Origin of the sequence: Bradyrhizobium sp. WYCCWR 12699 (assembly GCF_032144035.1) — a bacterium.
Taxonomy (GTDB): Bacteria; Pseudomonadota; Alphaproteobacteria; order Rhizobiales; family Xanthobacteraceae; genus Bradyrhizobium.
The window spans coordinates 411,010-430,552 of the sequence record NZ_JAVTJN010000036.1; the positions used below are offsets into that span (position 1 = coordinate 411,010).

The window sequence follows — 19,543 nt, forward strand, 5'->3', positions numbered from 1 at the left end:
GCTTTTTTGTTACGTCTTGGACAAAAGTAGCTGATGGCAGAACCGCGCTGCTGGTGAACGCGTATCCCCTTTGCGAGACTAACGTCTGATTTGGATTATGGATTCGAGGATGAACAGCGTGAACGGGTCGGGTTTCTCTGCCAAGCCGGCGCGGCTTTGGCAGGTCGCCATTGTGACGGCGGCGAGTGCGATCGGCGCGACCAGCCAGGCAGACGCAGCATATTACTATTGGACGGATTATTCCGACGGCTCCTATTACGGCCGACAGGACCGGCATCCCGAGATACCGCGCCAGAAGCCGCAGAAGCGCAGCGCGACCGGCAAGAAGGAAGTTGTTGCCCAAAAGGAAGCCGGCACCAAGCCGCAAGGGCCGCTGGTCATCGTCGTCTCGATCGACCGGCAGAAGGTCACGGTCTACGACACCAATGGCGTGTTCGCGGAATCTCCGGTGTCGACGGGCATGAAGGGCCATTCGACGCCGATGGGTGTGTTCAGCGTCATCCAGAAGCACAAGTTCCATCATTCCAACATCTATAGCGGCGCGCCGATGCCGTACATGCAGCGGATCACCTGGTCCGGCGTCGCCATGCACGCCGGCGTTCTGCCGGGATATCCGGCTTCGCATGGCTGTATCCGGATGCCGATGGCGTTCGCGGTGAAGATGTGGAATTGGACCAAGATGGGCGCACGCGTCATCGTCGCGCCCGGCGAGATGTCGCCGCACAGCTTCTCTCATCCCATGCTCGCCTCATTGCGCGTGCCGCCGCAGCCCGCCGCCAGCCTCGAGCCGCAGACCAATGTCGGCGACAAGGCAGACAAGGGCGCAGCGCAGACCAAAGCCGCCGAAGCCAAGCCCGCTGAAACTAAGCCCGCCGAGACCAAGCCTGTCGAAACCAAGACCGCCAGCGCCGACGCGGTGCTCGAGCTGCGCGCCTCCGTCGGCCACACCGTGATGTCGGATGTGACCACGGGCAATGCGCCGGCGCATGAGGAAGCCGCCGCGCCCGCCGACGAGGCCAAGACGGCCGAAGCATCCGACGGGGCCAAGCCTGCGTCGGAAGAAGCCGCCAAGCCGGCGACCGAGGACAAGCCCGCCGACAAGGCCGAGCCGGTCAAGACGCAAGCCGCGGGCTCCGCGAAGACGCCCGAGGCACCGGCACCTGCGGTCGCCGCCGCCCCCGAGGTGAAGAAGGACGAGACTCGCGTCGCCGATCCCGCACCGGCCGCCAAGCCCGACACACCCAAGCGGGCCGGCCAGATCGCCGTCTTCATCAGCCGCAAGGATTCCAAGCTCTACGTGCGGCAGAATTTTGCGCCGCTGTTCGAGGTCCCGGTCACGATCGCCACGAGCGACCGTCCGCTCGGCACGCACATCTTCACCGCCGAGCTCGACAAGACCGATACCAATGCGCTGCGCTGGTCGGTGGTGTCGCTGCCCGTCTCCGCCCGTTCTGCGGCACGCGAGGACGACAGCCGCCTCACCCGCCGCAAGGCTGGCGTTGCCGTGATCCCCGTTGCCGCCAAGCTCGTTGCTGCCAAGCCTGTCGTCACGCCGGACAGCCCGGCCGCGGCGCTCGACCGCATCTCGATCCCCGCCGACACCATGGCGAAGATCAACGAGATGCTGACATCAGGCGGCTCCATCATCATCTCCGACCAGGGCATCAACCAGGGCGAGACCGGCGAAGGCACCGACTTCATCGTTCGTCTGTACTGACCTGCTTCACTGTGGCCGATAACGCGGTGTTGACGAGGCCGGGCGCACCGGCGGAGTAACATGCGGCCCGGATCATTTCGGGGGATGCCGTCATGATGAACCGCAGGACCGTGCTCACCGTGGCGCTGGCGGGCGTGCTCGCGCCGGCGACGCGTGCGTTTGCCGATGGCGGCATGAGCCGGATCTCGGCCTATGCGTTTTCTTTCCCCGCTTTGTCGGGCGACGACATCCGCCTCGCCGCTTTCACCGGTAAGCCGCTGCTTGTGGTCAACACCGCCTCGCTGTGTGGCTACACACCGCAATATGCCGGCCTGCAGGAGCTCTGGAGCGAGTTTCGCGAACGCGGACTCACCGTGATCGGCGTGCCCTCCAACGATTTCGGCGGCCAGGAGCCCGGCGGCACCAGCGAGATCACGGCGACCGCGCACCACCAATATGGCGTCACCTTTCCGATCACGGCCAAGGCTGCCGTCGTCGGCGCCAAGGCGCATCCCTTCTACAAATGGGCCGCCGATGCGCGGCCTCGGGAAGTTCCGCGCTGGAACTTCCACAAATACCTGATCGGCCGCGACGGCTATATCGCCGACGTGTTTCCGTCAGCGGTCGAGCCGGCCGATACGCGGATCAAGACGGCAATTGCCAAGGCGCTGGCCGACAGCTGACCCGAGGCGCAGCCCATCCGGCTGGGCACAATTGTGGCGGGATGCCAAACAGCCGTTGCAATGGCGATGGGCCACCATCTAGGCTAGGATCGTAAGGGCAGGACGGTTTGGCCGAAGGCGAAAAGCCGCGGCGGAACAACGGGATCAATCTCGAGGACAACACCATGCGCGTGGCGGCAGGACTGATTTTGGCAAGCGCGATCTCTCTGGCCATGACGGGCGCGGCGTGGTCGCAGACCCCGGCCGCGAAGCCCGCAGCCGCGACGCAAGCCGCACCGGCGGCAACGCCGGCAGCTGCACCCGTTGCTGCTCCGCCCCCAGCTCCAGCGGCAGCGGCGGCGCCAGCCGGTTTCGTCAATCCGCCCCCGCCCAAGCAGGCCCCGCAGCCGGCGCGCGCGGCCTGCAACACGCAAGGCGCGCTCGGTGTCGCCCGCACCGTCGAGATCGACACCACCGGCGGTCCCGGCTTCGGCTTCGAGCATTTCAAGGAGCTCGACTTCCTGCGCGACAAGGAGGTGGTGCTGACCTTTGACGACGGCCCCTGGCCGAAGAACACGCCCGCGGTGCTGAAGGCGCTCGCCGATGAATGCACCACCGGCATCTTCTTCTCGATCGGCAAGCACGCGACCTACGAGCCGGAGATCCTGAAGCAGGTCTACGCCGCCGGCCACACCGTCGGCACCCACACCTGGTCGCACGCCAACCTCAACAACAAGAAGCTCACCGAAGCGCAGCGCAAGGAAGAGATCGAGAAGGGCCTGTCCGCGGTGAAGTGGGCGCTCGGCGGCATCTCGCCTTCGCCGTTCTTCCGTTTCCCGGCGCTCCAGCATCCGCCGGAGATGGTCACCTATCTCGGCAACCGCAACACCGCGATCTTCTCCTGCGACATCGACTCCTTCGACTTCAAGGCCTCCAAGCCCGAGAAGGTGGTCGAGACCGTGATGAAGAAGCTCGACACCAAGGGCAAGGGCATCATCCTGATGCACGACTTCCAGAAGCACACCGCGGAAGCCCTGCCCGAGTTGCTCAAGCGCCTCAAGGCCGGCGGCTACAAGGTGGTGGCGATGCGTGCCAAATTCCCGGCGTCGTCATTGCCCGAATACGACCAGGAGCTGCTCAAGGACGCCAAGCTGCCGACGGTGAGCCAGCGCCCGGTCAATTCCGTGGTGACGACGGTTTCCGAATAGACGGCCATTGTCTTTCCAGATCGAAGGCTACGTCATCGTCTCGGCGGACGGCATGCTCGCCGACGCCGGCCATGTCATGCCCGACAGCCTGAAGTTCGACGGCGACAAGCTGTTCTTCGAGCAGGCCCTCGATCGCGCCGCGCTGATCGTGCACGGCCGCAACTCGCATGAGCAGCAGCCGAACTCGCCGAAGCGCAAGCGGCTGATCCTGACGCGCAAGATCAAGGCCCTCACCGTCGATCCCGAGATACCGAACGCGACGCTGTGGAATCCGGATCATGCGAGCTTCGAAGAGGCCTGCGCCTATGCAGATGTCGCCTCCGGCACGGTCGCAATCATCGGCGGCCCCGTCGTGTTCGACCTGTTCATGGACCGCTATGACACGTTCTGGCTGTCGGAAGCCCCGCATGTGCGCCTGCCCGGCGGCGAAGGCTGTTTCGTCGGCGTGCCCCAGCGGACGGCGCACGAGGTGCTGGCCTCGCACGGACTGAAGCCGGGCGCATCGTATCTCCTCGACTTCGAGCACGAGGTGACGGTGACGCCGTGGCGTCGACGCCAGGCCTGAAGTTAAAAACCGAAGATCAACCCCATGCACAGTACCGGCATCTTGTTACCGGTGACTACCCCGCGGAATGATCACATCAAACTTGGGAACTCGGGAGCTGACGTTCGGCTGTTGGCTCGCGGCTAGACGTCCCCGTAGGCGGCCTCGGCTGGACGCGTGGTGCGGCCATAACCCATCAGCATGAACAAGGCGCCGATGATCGAGAGGTTCTTCAGCGCGTCGACCACCATCTTGGCATTGTCGGGCGCAGCCTGGTTCCAGAAGTCATCGAGCACCACCGTCGCAACCGCGACGTAGATGATCATCAGCATCGCGAAGAACCGCGCGCCGAAATTCAGTGCGATCATCAACCCCGCGATGATCTCGAGCCCGCCGACGGCGATCGCCAGCAACTGCGGCGTGGTCATGGCGGTCGCCGTCTCGAGCTGCTTGGCGTAGGGCGCGACGATGTCGGGCACCACGACCTTGCTGGAGATGAAGTCGGCCGTCGCCTGGATGGCAAAGAGCTTGGTCGCGCCCGTGTAGATGAACAGCACGGCGAACAGAATTCGCCCGAAAGTCACGAACGCTGGCATGATCGGCCTCTTGGCAAGTTCAAAGCGCGGAACGCGTGAGCAGATTATGGAGAGTCGTGCGCCGGTTTACAAACAGCGAAATGGAGAAGCGAAAGGAATTCAAAAGCAGGCGGCGCGGGCGGTGTCCCTTCTCCCCTTGTGGGAGAAGGTGGCGCGAAGCGCCGGATGAGGGGTATCTATCCGCAAGCTCAATGTCAGAGAGGACTCGCGGACCGATACCCCTCACCCGTCTCGCCGCTCCGCGACGATCCACCCTCTCCCGCAAGGGGAGAGGGGAAGAGCAGCGCGCTTCGCCGTTACGTAAACAACGTCGGCTGTTGCCGCGCCGCGCGCTCCTGCGCTTCGACCACCGCGACCGCCGTCATGTTGAGGATGCCGCGCGCCGTCACCGACGGGGTGAGGATGTGCGCGGGGCGCGCCGGGCCGATCAGGATCGGACCGACGGGCAGCGCGTCCGCCAGCGACTTGATCATCTGGTAGGCGACGTTGGCGGTGTCCAGCGTCGGCATGATCAGGATGTTGGCCTCGCCCTCCAGCTTGGAATGCGGCAGCACCATTTTTCGCGCAGCCGAGGAGAGAGCCGTATCGCCCTGCATCTCGCCGTCGGCCTCGATCTCGGGATGCTTGTCCTTCAACAGCTGGGTCGCCAGGCGCATCTTGCGCGAGGAGTCGGTGTCGTAGCTGCCGAAATCCGAATGCGAGATGAAGGCGATCTTCGGCTTGATGTTGAAACGCTGGACGTGGACCGCCGCGAGCGATGCGATCTCGGCCAGCTCTTCCGCGCTCGGATTGGGGCGAACTTGCGTGTCGGCGATGAAGAAGGCGCCCTTGCTCGTGATCAGCAGCGCCAGCGCCGCATAGTCGCTGATGCCCGGACAGAATCCGACGATCTCGCGGACATGGCGCAGATGGCTCATATAGCGGCCTTCGACGCCGCACAGCATGGCGTCCGCCTCGCCGCGCGTGACCGCGAGCGCGGCGATCACCGTGTTGTTGGTCCGCACCACGGTGCGGGCCGCATCCGGCGTCACGCCGCGGCGGCCGGCGACCTCGACATAGGACTGCACATAGGAACGGTAGCGCGGATCGTCTTCGGGATTGACGAGGTCGAAATCCTTGCCGGCGCGGATCGAGAGGCCGAAGCGCTTGATGCGCGCCTCCACGACCGAAGGGCGGCCGACCAGGATCGGCCGCGCCAAATTCTCCTCCAGCACCACCTGCGTGGCGCGCAGCACGCGCTCGTCCTCGCCTTCGGCGTAGATCACGCGCACCGGCTGGGTCTTGGCCTTGGCGAACATCGGCTTCATGACGAGGCCGGAGCGGAACGCGAAGCGCATGAGCTGCGCGGCATATTCGTCGAAATTGGTGATGGGACGCGTCGCGACGCCGGACTCCATCGCTGCCTTCGCAACCGCCGGCGCCACGCGCAGGATCAGCCGCGGATCGAACGGGCTCGGGATCAGCGAGCCCGGGCCGAAACCGCCCGCCTCGCTGGTTTCGACCCCGAGCGCCACCGCATCCGACGGCGCCTCGCGCGCGAGCTGCGCGATGGCCTCGACCGCGGCGTGCTTCATCTCCTCGTTGATCGCGGTCGCGCCGACGTCGAGCGCGCCGCGGAAGATGAAGGGAAAGCAGAGGACGTTGTTGACCTGGTTCGGATAATCGGAGCGCCCCGTGCAGATCATGGCGTCGGGCCGCGCCTTCCGCGCCTCCTCCGGCATGATCTCCGGTGTCGGATTGGCGAGCGCCATGATCAACGGCTTGTCCGCCATCGCCTTGGCCATGTCAGGCGTCAGCACGCCCGGCGCCGAGAGACCGATGAAGATGTCGGCGCCGCCGATGACGTCGCCGAGCGTACGCTTGTCGGTTTTCTGCGCATAGACCGCCTTCCAGCGATCCATCGTGGTGTTGCGGCCCTCGTGCACGAGCCCGTCGATGTCGCAGACCCAGATGTTCTTGCGTTGCGCGCCCATCGACACCAGGAGATTGAGCGTCGCGATGGCCGCGGCCCCTGCCCCCGATGCCACGATCTTGACGTCGGACAGCTTCTTGCCGTTCAGCCTGAGACCATTGGTGATGGCGGCGGCGACGATGATGGCGGTGCCGTGCTGGTCGTCATGGAAGACCGGGATCTTCATGCGCTCCTTCAAGCGCGTCTCGATCTCGAAGCACTCGGGTCCCCGGATGTCCTCCAGATTGATGCCGCCGAAGGTCGGCTCGAGCGCCGCGACAGTCTCGACCACGCGGTCGATCGTGTCGGCGGCGATCTCGATGTCGAACACGTCGATGCCGGCGAATTTCTTGAACAGGACCGCCTTGCCTTCCATGACAGGCTTGGAGGCCAGCGGGCCGATATTGCCGAGGCCGAGCACCGCGGTGCCGTTGGAGACCACGGCGACCAGATTGGCGCGGGTCGTCAAGGTGGCGGCTTCCGCCGGGTTCTTGGCGATCTCGGTACAGGCCGCGGCAACGCCCGGAGAATAGGCCAGCGCGAGGTCGCGCTGGTTGGCAAGCGGCTTGGTCGCCTGGATCTCGAGCTTGCCGGGGCGCGGCAGACGATGGTAGGCGAGCGCCGCCTGGTGGAGATCATCAGAATAGGACGACATGCGGTCTCTTGCCTCGCGTTACCCGCCTCAAAATGCACGATCCGGGGCCGCTGTCCAAGCGAACCGTATTTCCGGGTCATGGAGCCGGGATGAAGCACGCCGGGCGCCCCGGTGGCAACATCCGATTGCGCGCCCATCAACAGGGCGTGCGGCCAAATGTTTGAAAACCATAGCTTTCCCTGGACCGCGCGGCGTTTCGCGAATATGGCAGGTTGCGCGGTGCAGAACGAGCAACTGGAGCCGGAAATGAAGCGAATCCTGATCGGCCTGATCGTGGCAGCCGGGCTCGGCGCGGGCGGATGGTTCGGCTTCAACTTCTATGTCCAGCACCGGGCGACCGGCGAGGTCGAGGCGGCGTTCGAGCGGATCCGCTCGGGCGGCGGCAAGGCGAGCCATGGCAAGGTCACGTTCGAGCTCGCGACCCGGACGCTGACCATCCAGGACATCGCGGTCGAACCCGCCCAGCCACAGCTCGCCAAAATCAAGGTCGCAAAGGTCACGGCCGTCGGTGTCCGCCAGCCAGACGAGACCCATTTCTCGGCCGACAACATTGACCTGTCCGGCGTCGAGGTCGCCTACACGTCCAGCGAGCAGGCGAAGCTGAAAGCGAACTACAAGATCCCGCAAATCAGCGCGCGCGACTTTTACGGCCCGACCCGTGCAAACGGCGCGCCGCTGTCCGGCTCGATCATCGACATGTACCGTTTCATGCTCGCGCATTACGCGACCGTCTCGGCTTCCTCGATCACGGCGCCGACCATCGCGGTCAACGTCGATGCCGGCAGCGGCAATGCCGGCAGCGGCGATTATGTTTATTCGGGTCTGTCGGTCCAGAACCTCAACCGCGGCAAGATCGAAACCGCGAAGACGGACCGCGTCAGCTTTACACTCGACCTGGCCCAGCCGAGCAAGCCCGCGAAAATGACCGGCGAAATGTCAGGTCTCGCCATCTACGATTTCGACGCGACCGCTGTCAGGGCCGCGCTCGATCAGCAAGTGTCGAGCGATGACAATTTTCACAGGATCTATCGACGCATTTCAGTCAATTCATATGTGGTGACGACGGCGCCAGGCGTGCGCGTGCTGATCGACGGCATCACCTTCGACGACATTGCGATCCGTCCCTCGAAATTCCGCCCGGCCGAGATCATCGCGCTGGTGCCGGCTGACGGCTCGATCCCGACGCCGGCGCAATCGCGCGACATGATCGAGAAGGTGGCCGACTTCTTCGAGGGCTTTCGGATCGGCAAGGCGGAAGTCGGCAAGCAAACGGTCGAGACGCCGCAAGGGACGGGACGGCTCAACGCGGTCAAATACGATCAGGACAAGATCGCGCTGGAAGGCCTGGAGATGCCATTGCCGCAGGGCCAGCTCAAGATGGAGCGCTTCACGCTAAAATCCTTCAGCGCGGGAAATCTGATGCGCTGGGCGGCAAGCCTGAAGACGCCGGGACAGCCGCCCTCGCCCGAGCAGATGCTCGGCCTGTTCCGCGTGCTCGAAGGCGCCGAGATCAAGGGTGTGGTCTCGCCGTACAAGACAACGCGGCAGCTCTTCACCATCGACACGATCAGCCTGAACTGGGGCCAACTGGTCGGATCGATCCCGAGCAAAGCCAATCTGGTGGTGAAGATGGTCACGCCGACCGATCCCGCCAATCCGGCGTTGCAGCCGCTGATCATGGCGGGCGTGGACAAGCTCGCCATCGACCTCGATCTCGGCGCGGCCTGGACGGAATCGACGGGCGCGTTCGCGCTTGCGCCGGCCACGATCGATCTCGGCAACCTTGCCAAAGCGCAAGTCGGCTTCGCGCTCGCCAACGTGCCGCGCGGCCTGTTCACGACCGATCCGGTGCAGGCGATGGGCCAGGCGGCGCAGGTCGAGACCGGTGCAATCGAGCTCTCGCTGCGCGACAGCGGCGTCGTCGATCTCGTCGTCGCGCAGTTCGCACGCATGCAGAATGTCAGCCGCGACGCCGCACGCAGCGCCATCGTCGAGACGATCAGGGCGCAAGGCGAGAAGATCGCGGGGGCCAGCGCCGATGCCAAGGGCGCGGTGGATGCGCTCGCCGGCTTCGTCGAGACATCAGGTCAGACGCTGACCGTCAAGCTCGCGCCGCGCGCCAAGGTGCCGCTGATGCAATTGATGCAGCTGATCCAGACCGACCCAGAGAACGCGCTGGCGCAGTTCAGGATCGAGGCGTCGACGGGGTTGTAGTTTGATCTCGTGTCCCGGACGCGGCGCGGCATGAATTGACGCGACGCAGAGCCGGGACCCTGAAAGCTTGCGGTTCACCGCGACATGGGCCCCGGCTCTGCAGCGCATCACTGCGTGCTGCGCTGCGTCCGGGCACGAGACCAGGCGTGCAGCCTCACTTCTGCGGCAGGTTCACCCGCACATGCAGCTCGCGGAGCTGTTTGGTCGTGGCTTCCGACGGCGCGCCCATCAGCAGGTCCATGGCCTGCTGGTTCATCGGGAACAGCGAGATCTCGCGCAGATTGGTGGTGCCGCAGAGCAGCATCACGATGCGGTCGACGCCCGCGGCCATGCCGCCATGCGGCGGCGCACCGTACTGGAAGGCGCGGTACATGCCGCCGAAGCGGTCGACCACTTCCTGCTCGCCGTAGCCCGCGATCTCGAACGCCTTCACCATCGCTTCCGGCACGTGGTTGCGGATGCCGCCCGAGGCGATCTCGTAGCCGTTGCAGGTGATGTCGTACTGGAACGCCTTGATGGTCAGCGGATCCTGGCCCTTCAGCGCCTCGAGGCCGCCTTGCGGCATCGAGAACGGGTTGTGCGAGAAGTCGACCTTCTTGTCCTCGTCGTTGTACTCGTACATCGGGAAGTCGACGATCCAGGCGAGCTCGAACCGCTCCTTGTCGGTGAGGTTCAATTCCTCGCCGACCTTGTTGCGGGCCAAACCAGAGAACTTCCAGAACTTGTCGGGATCGCCGGCGACGAAGAAGGCGGCATCGCCTTCCTTGGTGCCGATCTGCGCGCGGATCGCAGCGGTGCGCTCGGGCCCGATGTTGTTCGCAAGGGGACCTGCACCCTCGCCGCCTTCGCGCCACATGATGTAGCCGAGACCGGGCTGGCCTTCGCCCTGCGCCCACGAGTTCATGCGGTCGCAGAACGCACGGCTCCCGCCGCCCGGCGCGGGAATGGCCCAGACCTGGTTCTTGGGATCCTCTAACATGCGCGCGAACACCTTGAAGCCGCTTCCGCGGAAGTGCTCGGAGACGTCCTGCATCTCGATGGGGTTGCGCAGATCCGGCTTGTCGCTGCCGTATTTGCGCAAGGCTTCGGCGAACGGAATCCGGCGCCAGCCTTTCGTCACCGGCTTGCCCTTGGCGAACTCCTCGAACACGCCGGTGATCACGGGCTCCATCGCCGCAAACACGTCTTCCTGCGTGACAAAGCTCATCTCGACGTCGAGCTGGTAGAACTCGCCCGGCAGACGGTCGGCGCGCGGGTCCTCGTCGCGGAAGCAGGGCGCGATCTGGAAGTAGCGGTCGAAGCCCGACATCATCAGCAGCTGCTTGTACTGCTGCGGCGCCTGCGGCAGCGCGTAGAACTTGCCGGGATGGATGCGCGAGGGCACCAGGAAGTCGCGCGCGCCTTCCGGCGAGGACGCGGTCAGGATCGGGGTGTTGAACTCGAAGAAGCCCTGCCCCTCCATGCGCCGGCGCATCGACTTGATGATCTCGACGCGCGTCATGATGTTCTGGTGCAGCTTTTCGCGGCGCAGATCGAGGAAGCGGTACTTCAGGCGGATGTCTTCGGGATATTCCTGATCGCCGAACACCGGCAGCGGCAGGTCGCCGGCCGGGCCCAGCACCTCGATCTCGGTGACATAGATCTCGATCTTGCCGGTCGGCAGATCGTCATTGTCGGTGCCCTCGGGGCGGCGGCGGGCCTTGCCGTCCATCCGCACCACGAATTCCGAACGCAGCTTCTCGGCCTGCGCGAATGCCGGCGAGTCCGGGTCGACCACGCACTGGGTCAGCCCGTAATGGTCACGCAAATCGATGAACAGCACGCCGCCATGGTCGCGGACGCGATGGACCCAGCCAGAAAGGCGGACCGTCTCGCCGATGTTGCTCTCGCGGAGCGCGCCGCATGTATGTGACCGGTAGCGATGCATGGTCGTCCCAAAATCAATGTCGGAGGGGTCGAATCGGACGGCCTGTCACGGCCGGTCCGAGATTGCGGCAGGGTTTACCCGACGAGGCCCAAGGCGGCAACCAAGGGAACGGCCTGTTTTGGACCCGGAGGGCCCATTTTTGGCTTATCGGAGCCCAAGCCTTTGCCATCGGGCGTTCCAGCCCTATCTTGAGGCCATGACAGTGCATTTCCCCTTCCAGAACTCCTATTCGGCGCTGCCGGACAGCTTCTTCGCCCGCGTCGCGCCGACCCCGGTCTCGGCCCCTCGGCTGATCAAGCTGAACCGGCCGCTGGCGGTCCAGCTCGGGCTCGATCCCGATGTGCTGGACACCCCGGAAGGTGCGGCGATCCTGGCCGGCAAGACAGTTCCCGACGGCGCGGACCCCATCGCCATGGCCTATGCCGGCCACCAGTTCGGCCATTTCGTGCCCCAGCTCGGCGACGGACGCGCCATCCTGCTCGGCGAGGTCATCGACCGGGAGGGCGTCCGCCGCGACATCCAGCTCAAGGGCTCGGGCCCCACCCCGTTCTCCCGCCGCGGCGACGGCCGCGCGGCACTCGGGCCGGTGCTGCGCGAATACATCGTCAGCGAAGCGATGTTCGCTCTGGGCATCCCGACCACGCGCTCGCTCGCCGCCGTCGTCACCGGCGAGCACGTCATCCGCGAGACCGCGCTGCCCGGCGCCGTGCTGACGCGCATCGCCTCCAGCCATATCCGGGTCGGCACCTTCCAGTTCTTCGCCGCCCGCCGCGACACCGACGCGATCCGCGCCCTCGCCGATCATGTCATTGTCAGGCACTATCCGCAGCTGCGCGAGGCGGAGCGCCCCTATCATGCCCTGCTCGCCGGCGTCGTCGCGCGTCAGGCCGAGCTCGTCGCGCGCTGGCTGCTGGTCGGTTTCATCCATGGCGTGATGAACACCGACAACAGCTCCATCTCCGGTGAGACTATCGACTACGGCCCCTGCGCCTTCATGGACGCCTACAACCCCGCACAGGTGTTCTCCTCGATCGACGAGATGGGCCGCTACGCCTATGCCAACCAGCCACGCATCGCGTTGTGGAATCTGACGCGGCTCGCCGAATGCCTGCTGCCGCTGTTTTCCGATGACCAAGAGAAGGCGGTCGCCGAAGCCCAGGACATTCTCGGCGCCTTCTCGGACCAGTTCAGTGCCGCCTATCAGGCGGGCCTGCGCAAGAAGGTCGGCCTGTTCACGGAGCGCGACGGCGACGAGGCCCTGATCCAGGACCTGCTGGATGCCATGGCCAAGAACCAGGCCGACTTCACCCTCACCTTCCGCAAGCTTGGCGACGCCGCGGCCGACGACGCCGCCGACGTCCGCGCGCAGTTCGTGGAGCCTGCGGCCTTCGACGAATGGGCCGGCCGCTGGCGCGCGCGCATCGCGTTGGAGCAGCAAGGCGCAGCCGAGCGGCAAGCCGCGATGCACGCCGTCAATCCGGTCTTCATCCCGCGCAACCATCGCGTCGAAGCCGTGATCCAGGCTGCCGTGCACGACAACGACTACGCGCCGTTCGAGGAATTGGTGCAGGTGCTGGCAAAGCCGTTCGAGGACCAGCCGGAGTATGCGGCCTACGCCGATCCGCCGCTGCCGGACCAGCGGGTGCTGCGGACGTTCTGCGGGACGTGAGGCGGGTCCGACCGCGCACTACCATCTCTAATTGGTTCACCACGTAGATTGCGCCTTGCGCGGCGCATCTTCGCCCCGCGGGCGTTGTGGACATGTCCCGTGCGCGGGAACCGCTGTCATCAAACTGAAACACACGCGCTCTAACCGCCTGTCAGGATCGTCTTGCCGGAGGCGTCCGTCCTCCAACCATCCCGACACAGCGCGCGCATGCCCTTCAAATTCATCCACCTCACCGACACGCATCTGGCGAACCCCGGCTCGACGCTTTACGGCCTTGACCCGCGCGCCCGGCTGGACGCGGCAATCGCCGACATCAACAAGCATCAGTCCAACGCCGCGTTCGCGGTCGTGACCGGCGACCTCACCCATTGGGGCGAGGCGGAATCCTACGCCAATTTCGCCGACGCGATGGCCGCACTGAAGATTCCCTACATCGCCATGGTCGGCAATCACGACAAACGCGTCACCTGCCTCGACGCGCTAAAAGCCGCGCCGCGCGACGCCAACGGCTTCGTGCAGGGCACGCGGACCACCGAGCACGGCCTGTTCGTCTTCCTCGACACGCTGGACGAGACCAGCCACGCCGGCGAGATGTGCGCAAGGCGCCTCGGCTGGCTTGCGAGCACGCTTGCAGCCGCGCCCGCCGACCAAGAGTTCGTCGTCTTCATGCATCATCCGCCCTTCCCGGTCGGCGTCCACGCGATGGACGAGATCGGACTGAAGCAGAGCGCCGAGTTCGCCGAAATCATCGCGCCCTATCGCGCGCGCATCCGCCACCTGTTCTTCGGCCATGTGCACCGCCCGATCTTCGGCAGCTACGGCAAGATCCCGTTCTCGACCCTGCGCGGCACCAATCACCAGGTCTGGTTCGAGCTGGACGCCAATGCCACCGACCATCTGGCGAGTCACGAGCCGCCGGCCTACGGCGTGGTGCTGATCGACGACGACAATCTCGTCGTGCACAGTCACGACTTCCTCGACCAAAGCCTGCGCTTCCCCTTCGAGCCTCCGGCGGGAGTGGACGGCCGCGACTATGCGCTCAATTTCGCGGCGCGGTGAGATGAGCCTCGCTGAACCCGCGGCTCTCCCGGTCGCGACCTCGGCAGCGCCGCGCCTGGATGTCCTGAAGCGCCTTGCCAACCGCTTCAAAGCCTCGCTGCCGGCCTATCTGCTACTGCTGCCCTCGCTGATCTTCCTCGCGCTGTTCACCTATGGCGCGATGGGACGCGTGCTGGTCGATGCGCTCTATCAGCGTGCCACGCCCAAGGCGCCGGTCCGTTTCGTCGGTCTCGACAATATCAGCGCGGTGCTGGCCGACCCCGCCTTCACCGGTGCCGTCGTCAACAATTTGATCTACGCCGTCGGCACAGCGATCCCGAGCATCGCGCTCGCGCTGCTGTTCGCACTGGCGCTGTCGCGTACCCATGCCGTCAGCAGCGCGCTGCGCGCCGCGCTGTTCCTGCCGGTGCTGATCCCGATGGTGGCGGCCTCCGCGCTGTTCATGTTCATCTTCCTGCCCAATGTCGGCCTGCTCGACTTCTACATCGGCCGCCTGCTTCCGGTGCTGCCGAACTGGCTCGGCGACCCCGATGTCGCGCTCTACGCGATCATGGTCATCACGATCTGGAAGAACGCCGGCTATTACATGCTGTTCTTCCTCGCCGGCCTGCAGGCCGTTCCGGAGGACGTGATGGAGGCCGCCCATCTCGACGGCGCCGGGCCCTTTATGCGCCTGCGCCACATCATTCTGCCGGAGCTCAAGCCCACCTTCCTGTTCGTCACCGTCATCGCGATCCTCAACGCGGTGACGCAGGTCGACCACGTCTTCGTCATGACCCAGGGCGGGCCGTCCAATTCGACCAATCTGGTGCTGTTCTACATCTACCAGCAGGCCGTCGAGCATTACGACATCGGCAAGGCTTCGGCCGCGACGCTGCTGACGCTAGCCGCGCTGATGAGCCTCACCGCGCTGTCGTTCCGCACCATGGCGAACCGCGAGGGCGGGCCATGAAGCTGATGGAGCGGCTCTACAAAGACGCCCCGCTCGCCACAAGGGGCGAGATCACCCCAAAGCTCGGCTTTCTGCTGACCGTGCTGCTCGCGATCGTCTGGCTCATCCCTTTCCTGTGGATGGTCGTGGCGACGCTGCGCCCGGCTTCCGACGGCATCAACGCCATGGCCGAGCTGATGCCGAGCCTGAAGCCGACTCTCGACAACATTAGGGATGCCTGGGAGATCGGCGATTTCCCGCGCTACACGCTCAACACCACGATCATCTGCGCCGGCATCCTGCTGGTGCAGTTCGTCACGATCACGCTCGCGGGCTTTGCCTTCGCGCGCCTCGCCTTCGTCGGCAAGACGCTGATCTTCTATTTGTTCCTGATGCAGCTGATGCTGGTGCCGGTGCTGCTGATCGTGCCGAACCTGTCGCTGGTCGCGCGGCTCGGCCTCTACGACACGCTCACCGGCGTGATGATGCCGTTCTTCGCCTCGGCGTTCGGTACCTTCCTGATGCGCCAGGCCTTCGAGGCGATTCCGACCGAGCTGGAAGACGCGGCCCTGATCGACGGCGCCAGCCTCATCCAGCGTATCCGCCACATCTACGTGCCGCTGTCGATGCCGAGCTTCTCGGCCTTCGCCATCATCTCCGTGACCAGCCACTGGAACGACTTCCTGTGGCCGCTGATGGTGATCAACTCGCCGGACAAGCGGCCGCTCACCGTGGGCCTGTCCGTCTTCACCAAGACCGCCGAAGGCACGCAGGCTTGGGGCACCATCGCCGCCGGCACGCTGATGGTGATCGCCCCGCTGCTCGTCACTTTCCTGATCTTCCAGAAGCGCTTCATCAGCTCTTTCGTCACCTCAGGCATCAAATAGGAGATTTTCCGATGCTGTTCTCCCGCAGGCTCATGCTGGGCCTTGCCACGGCAGGCTCTTTGGCAAGCGCCCTCGCCTTTCCCGCTCTCGCCGGCGAAGGCCCGACCGAGATCGATCTGTTCTTCCCAGTCCCCGTCGACGGCAAGCTCGCCCGCGACATGGGCACCCTGATCAAGGAGTTCAACGAGACCCACCCTGAGATCAAGGCGACCGCGGTCTACACCGGCTCCTATGACGACACGCTGATCAAGACGCGCGCCGCGATCAAGGCCGGCAAGCCGCCGTCCGCGGTCATCATGTCCGCCAACTTCCTGCTCGACATGCAGATCGAGAACGAGCTCACCAATCTCGATGCGCTGATCAAGGCCGACGGCACCACCAAGGAAAAGTTTCTGGGCCAGTTCTTCCGGGCGCTGCAGGGCAACGCGGTGATCAACCGCTCGGTCTATGGCGTGCCGTTCCACAATTCGACGCCGCTGCTCTACATCAACGCCGACAAGGCCAAGGAAGCGGGCCTCGATCCGAGCCAGCCGCCGCAGACCTGGGCCGAGCTCACCGACTGGGCCAAGAAGCTGACCAAGCGCGAGGGCGACAAGGTGACCCAATGGGGCATCGAGATTCCCTGCGCCTACGACTATTGCGGCTGGATGATGGAAACGCTCACCATGAGCAATGGCGGGCGCTATTACAACGAGGAGTTCGGCGGCGAGGTCTATTACGACACGCCATCGATGCTGGGGGCGCTCTCCTGGTGGAACGACCTCGTCACCAAGCACAAGGTGCATCCGCCCGGCGCAACGCCCGGACCTGCCGTCAGCACCGCGTTCATCTCCGGCAATGCCGCGATGATGATGCTGTCGACGGGCTCGCTCACCTATGTGCGCGACAACGCCAAGTTCAACTACAAGGTCGCCTTCATCCCGCGCAACGTCCGCAACGCCGTGCCGATCGGCGGCGCCTCGCTGATCGTTCCGGCCGGTCTCGAAGCCGAGAAGCAAAAGGCCGCCTGGACGCTGATCAAGTGGATGACCTCGCCCGAGAAGAGCGGCTGGTGGAGCCGCGCCACCGGCTATTTCGCGCCCAACATGGCGGCGTACAAGACGCCTGACATGGTCGACTTCCTGAACAAGAACCCCGACGCCAAGACCGCCGTCGAGCAGCTCGACGTCGCCAAGCCGTGGTTCGCGACCTACAAGACCGTGCCGGTGCGCAAGAACCTCGAAGACGAGGTGATGCTGGTCCTCAACGGCAAGAAGCAGCCCAAGGAAGCGTTGGCTGCGGCGCAGAAGGCCGCCGACGAAACGCTGAAGCCTTACAATGCGGAGACGTCGCTAAAGCTGCCGTAGGGCCGCCGATATTGCCCCCACGTTCGGCGCTCCGCGGTGCGGGGCGCCGAAGTCGTTTCTGAAGGGACGCCAGCTCAGATCGTCACAACGATCTTGCCGAACTGCGTGTTCGACTCCAGGAAGCGATGCGCCTCGACGATCTCCTCAAACCGGAACGTCCTGGCGATGATCGGCTTCAACGTGCCGTCCGAGAGCCCACCGAGGATGAATGCCTTCGCGGGCGCAAGCCGCTTGGGATCGCGGACGATCTCGTGCACGAGATAGCCCCGCAGCGTCAGGCTCTTGCCGAGGACGTTGAACAGAGGAAACGGCGTCGGCTCAGGGCTCAGCCCGCCATATTCGATCAAAATGCCGCCCGGCGACAGGGCCGCAGTCAGCGGCTCGAAGGCGGGGCCACCAACCGCGTCAAACACGACCCGCACGCCATTTGCGCCGGCGATGTCCGCAAGCTGTGCGCGGATGTCCTCTTCCTCCGTGACGACAACCTGGGCCGCGCCGACGTCTAGCAAGGCCTGCCGTTTGGCCGAGGTCCGTGTCAGGCCAACCGGGACAGCGCCGATCCGCTTCGCGATCTGAATGGCGGCAAGTCCGACACTGCTCGACGCCGCCGTGATCGCGACGACGTCCCCTCGTCCAAGTCCGGCGATGTCGACCAGCGCTCCGTATGCCGTCAGATACTGCATCCACACCGCCGCGGCCGCCTCGAAGCCGAGCTCGGGCGGATGCCGCACGACGAGTGCGGCGGGAAAGTTCGCAAGCTCCGCATAGGCCGGCCATCGCACCATCGATATCGGCGGCACGATGCTGACGGCGCCGCCAGGCGCCAAGTTGGCCACATCCTCTCCGACGGCCTCGACGATCCCTGCAGCCTCCAGCCCGAGGCCGGACGGAAAGCTTGCGGTCTCGATATAGGTCCCCCGCCGCAACAGCGCTTCGGCGCGATTGAGACCCAGCGCCTTGACCCGGATCTGCACCTCGTTCCTTGCCGGCGGCGCAACCCCGACGGTCTCGATGCGCAGGACTTCGGGGCCACCATGCTGATGAAAGCGAACGGCGCGCGGCATGAATATACTCCAAAACAGTTGAACCGAATGGAGCTATGCCAGTCCCAGCGAAGCCGATAAACCGTCCAACCAAACGAACAGCCGAAACCAGGAGTTTTTAATCATGGATCGCCTGACCAGCATGGCCGTGTTCGTCAAGGCCGCCGATCTCGGCTCGTTTGCAGCCGCCGCCGACGCCTTCGAGATATCCGGCCCGATGGTCGGCAAGCATGTACGTTTCCTCGAAGATCGCATCGGCGTCCGTCTGCTCAACCGCACCACGCGTCGCCAGAGCCTGACCGAGGCGGGAGAGGCCTATTACGAGCGCTGCCGTGCCGTGCTCAGCGAGGCTGAAGCGGCCGATGCCGTTGTTGCCGACGAGCTGTCCGAGCCGCGCGGCAGGCTGCGCGTGACCATGCCGGCCCTGCTCGGACGGCACTGCGTCGCGCCCGTGCTGACGAAACTGGCGCGAAGACATCCGCATCTCGAGCTCGATCTTTCCTTCGGCGACCCGATCGCAGATATCGTGGAGGGCGGCTATGATCTTGCGATCCGAACCGGTGATCTCGATGACCAATCCGGCCTGATCACGCGGCGCATCGCAAGCCAGCGCATGGTGGTATGCAGCGCGCGTTCGTATTTGCGCGCCAACGGCAAACCGAAATCGATCGACGATCTTGCCGCGCACCAGGCGGTCATCTATCGCCGCTCCGGCCGCGTCCGGCCGTGGCTGTTTCCGCAGCAAAGCGGGCCTCCGCGCGAGATCATGCCCGCCGGCAGACTGCGGTTCGACGATCTGGAGGCGATCGCCGATGCCGCTGCGCAGGGCATGGGGCTCGCCTGGTTGCCTTACTGGCTAGTCCGCGAACGCCTGAACGCCGGCATTCTTGTCGGTTTGTTCAATGGCCAGCCGGAATTCCTGTACGACTGCCACGCGCTATGGCCACGTTCGCCCCGGATGCCGCCAAAGCTTCGCGTGGCGGTCGACGTGCTGGCAGCCGCCCTGCCGAAGCTGATGACGTGATGGCGCCCTCGCCCCCATTAACCCCCCGTCCACCATCCGGCCCGTCGCACCGCCGGTAACCATCGCAATTAACAGACCCTCAACGCGCCCCCGACAAATCTATCAATGTTTCTGGAGATTTCGCCGTGGAT

General features: G+C 65.0%; 15 protein-coding genes. 11 read left to right on the forward strand and 4 right to left on the reverse strand.

Going from position 1 to position 19,543, the window contains the following annotated elements; translation table 11 throughout:
- The first annotated feature begins 109 nt into the window (after positions 1-109).
- The 4 genes from RPS27_RS26820 (at position 110) to RPS27_RS26835 (ending at position 4,131) form a co-directional block, all read left to right on the forward strand.
- A complete protein-coding gene (locus RPS27_RS26820; RefSeq protein ID WP_212066172.1) occupies positions 110-1,717 on the forward strand; it encodes a L,D-transpeptidase in 1,608 nt (535 codons plus the stop codon).
- Between the two features lie 92 nt (positions 1,718-1,809).
- Positions 1,810-2,379: a glutathione peroxidase gene (locus RPS27_RS26825; RefSeq protein WP_194402404.1), complete on the forward strand. Its 570-nt coding sequence runs from the start codon at positions 1,810-1,812 to the stop codon at positions 2,377-2,379.
- 164 nt (positions 2,380-2,543) lie between these two features.
- The gene (locus RPS27_RS26830) at positions 2,544-3,566 is read left to right on the forward strand and encodes a polysaccharide deacetylase family protein (RefSeq protein ID WP_212066632.1); all 1,023 of its coding nucleotides are present in this window, start codon (positions 2,544-2,546) and stop codon (positions 3,564-3,566) included.
- A gap of 7 nt (positions 3,567-3,573) precedes the next feature.
- Positions 3,574-4,131, forward strand: a complete 558-nt coding sequence (locus tag RPS27_RS26835) for a dihydrofolate reductase (protein ID WP_212066171.1) — start codon at positions 3,574-3,576, stop codon at positions 4,129-4,131.
- Positions 4,132-4,253: 122 nt separating this feature from the next.
- Here RPS27_RS26835 and RPS27_RS26840 read toward each other — a convergent pair whose 3' ends face one another.
- A complete protein-coding gene (locus tag RPS27_RS26840) occupies positions 4,254-4,706 on the reverse strand; it encodes a DoxX family protein (RefSeq protein ID WP_212066169.1) in 453 nt (150 codons plus the stop codon).
- Positions 4,707-5,002: 296 nt separating this feature from the next.
- On the reverse strand, positions 5,003-7,312 hold the full coding sequence (locus RPS27_RS26845) for an NADP-dependent malic enzyme (RefSeq protein WP_211417318.1): 2,310 nt from the start codon (positions 7,310-7,312) through the stop codon (positions 5,003-5,005).
- Positions 7,313-7,558: 246 nt separating this feature from the next.
- On the opposite strand from RPS27_RS26845, the gene RPS27_RS26850 reads away from it, so the two are divergent.
- Complete coding sequence (locus tag RPS27_RS26850; protein ID WP_212066167.1) at positions 7,559-9,526, forward strand: hypothetical protein; 1,968 nt, start codon at positions 7,559-7,561, stop codon at positions 9,524-9,526.
- 154 nt (positions 9,527-9,680) lie between these two features.
- On the opposite strand, the gene aspS is transcribed toward RPS27_RS26850, so the two are convergent.
- The gene (aspS, locus tag RPS27_RS26855; RefSeq protein ID WP_194402409.1) at positions 9,681-11,453 is read right to left on the reverse strand and encodes an aspartate--tRNA ligase; all 1,773 of its coding nucleotides are present in this window, start codon (positions 11,451-11,453) and stop codon (positions 9,681-9,683) included.
- A gap of 196 nt (positions 11,454-11,649) precedes the next feature.
- Between aspS and RPS27_RS26860 the strand changes: the two genes are divergently transcribed.
- The 5 genes from RPS27_RS26860 to RPS27_RS26880 all read left to right on the forward strand — a co-directional run bounded on the left by RPS27_RS26860 (position 11,650) and on the right by RPS27_RS26880 (position 17,345).
- Positions 11,650-13,122 carry a protein adenylyltransferase SelO gene (locus RPS27_RS26860; RefSeq protein WP_212066164.1) on the forward strand — a complete coding sequence of 491 codons (1,473 nt, stop codon included), beginning with the start codon at positions 11,650-11,652 and terminating at the stop codon, positions 13,120-13,122.
- Positions 13,123-13,329: 207 nt separating this feature from the next.
- Entirely contained in the window at positions 13,330-14,181 is an 852-nt protein-coding gene (locus RPS27_RS26865) for a phosphodiesterase (RefSeq protein ID WP_212066162.1), read from the forward strand.
- Position 14,182: 1 nt separating this feature from the next.
- Positions 14,183-15,133 carry a sugar ABC transporter permease gene (locus RPS27_RS26870; protein WP_313754715.1) on the forward strand — a complete coding sequence of 317 codons (951 nt, stop codon included), beginning with the start codon at positions 14,183-14,185 and terminating at the stop codon, positions 15,131-15,133.
- Positions 15,130-15,999: a carbohydrate ABC transporter permease gene (locus RPS27_RS26875; RefSeq protein WP_212066159.1), complete on the forward strand. Its 870-nt coding sequence runs from the start codon at positions 15,130-15,132 to the stop codon at positions 15,997-15,999. Before RPS27_RS26870 ends, RPS27_RS26875 begins: the two co-directional genes overlap by 4 nt.
- Before the next feature lie 11 nt (positions 16,000-16,010).
- Positions 16,011-17,345, forward strand: a complete 1,335-nt coding sequence (locus RPS27_RS26880) for an ABC transporter substrate-binding protein (protein WP_212066157.1) — start codon at positions 16,011-16,013, stop codon at positions 17,343-17,345.
- A gap of 74 nt (positions 17,346-17,419) precedes the next feature.
- On the opposite strand, the gene RPS27_RS26885 is transcribed toward RPS27_RS26880, so the two are convergent.
- A complete protein-coding gene (locus RPS27_RS26885; RefSeq protein WP_212066155.1) occupies positions 17,420-18,409 on the reverse strand; it encodes a zinc-dependent alcohol dehydrogenase family protein in 990 nt (329 codons plus the stop codon).
- A gap of 103 nt (positions 18,410-18,512) precedes the next feature.
- On the opposite strand from RPS27_RS26885, the gene RPS27_RS26890 reads away from it, so the two are divergent.
- Complete coding sequence (locus tag RPS27_RS26890) at positions 18,513-19,412, forward strand: LysR family transcriptional regulator (RefSeq protein ID WP_212066153.1); 900 nt, start codon at positions 18,513-18,515, stop codon at positions 19,410-19,412.
- Positions 19,413-19,543: the final 131 nt, after the last annotated feature.

Coding starts and splice junctions, on each gene's coding strand:
- RPS27_RS26825 (WP_194402404.1), top strand. CDS start 1,810: ATGATGAACCGCAGGACCGTGCTCACCGTGGCGCTGGCGGGCGTGCTC.
- RPS27_RS26840 (WP_212066169.1), bottom strand. CDS start 4,706: ATGCCAGCGTTCGTGACTTTCGGGCGAATTCTGTTCGCCGTGCTGTTC.
- RPS27_RS26885 (WP_212066155.1), bottom strand. CDS start 18,409: ATGCCGCGCGCCGTTCGCTTTCATCAGCATGGTGGCCCCGAAGTCCTG.
- RPS27_RS26860 (WP_212066164.1), top strand. CDS start 11,650: ATGACAGTGCATTTCCCCTTCCAGAACTCCTATTCGGCGCTGCCGGAC.
- RPS27_RS26865 (WP_212066162.1), top strand. CDS start 13,330: ATGCCCTTCAAATTCATCCACCTCACCGACACGCATCTGGCGAACCCC.
- RPS27_RS26845 (WP_211417318.1), bottom strand. CDS start 7,312: ATGTCGTCCTATTCTGATGATCTCCACCAGGCGGCGCTCGCCTACCAT.
- RPS27_RS26830 (WP_212066632.1), top strand. CDS start 2,544: ATGCGCGTGGCGGCAGGACTGATTTTGGCAAGCGCGATCTCTCTGGCC.
- RPS27_RS26880 (WP_212066157.1), top strand. CDS start 16,011: ATGCTGTTCTCCCGCAGGCTCATGCTGGGCCTTGCCACGGCAGGCTCT.
- RPS27_RS26870 (WP_313754715.1), top strand. CDS start 14,183: ATGAGCCTCGCTGAACCCGCGGCTCTCCCGGTCGCGACCTCGGCAGCG.
- RPS27_RS26820 (WP_212066172.1), top strand. CDS start 110: ATGAACAGCGTGAACGGGTCGGGTTTCTCTGCCAAGCCGGCGCGGCTT.
- RPS27_RS26875 (WP_212066159.1), top strand. CDS start 15,130: ATGAAGCTGATGGAGCGGCTCTACAAAGACGCCCCGCTCGCCACAAGG.
- RPS27_RS26850 (WP_212066167.1), top strand. CDS start 7,559: ATGAAGCGAATCCTGATCGGCCTGATCGTGGCAGCCGGGCTCGGCGCG.
- aspS (WP_194402409.1), bottom strand. CDS start 11,453: ATGCATCGCTACCGGTCACATACATGCGGCGCGCTCCGCGAGAGCAAC.
- RPS27_RS26890 (WP_212066153.1), top strand. CDS start 18,513: ATGGATCGCCTGACCAGCATGGCCGTGTTCGTCAAGGCCGCCGATCTC.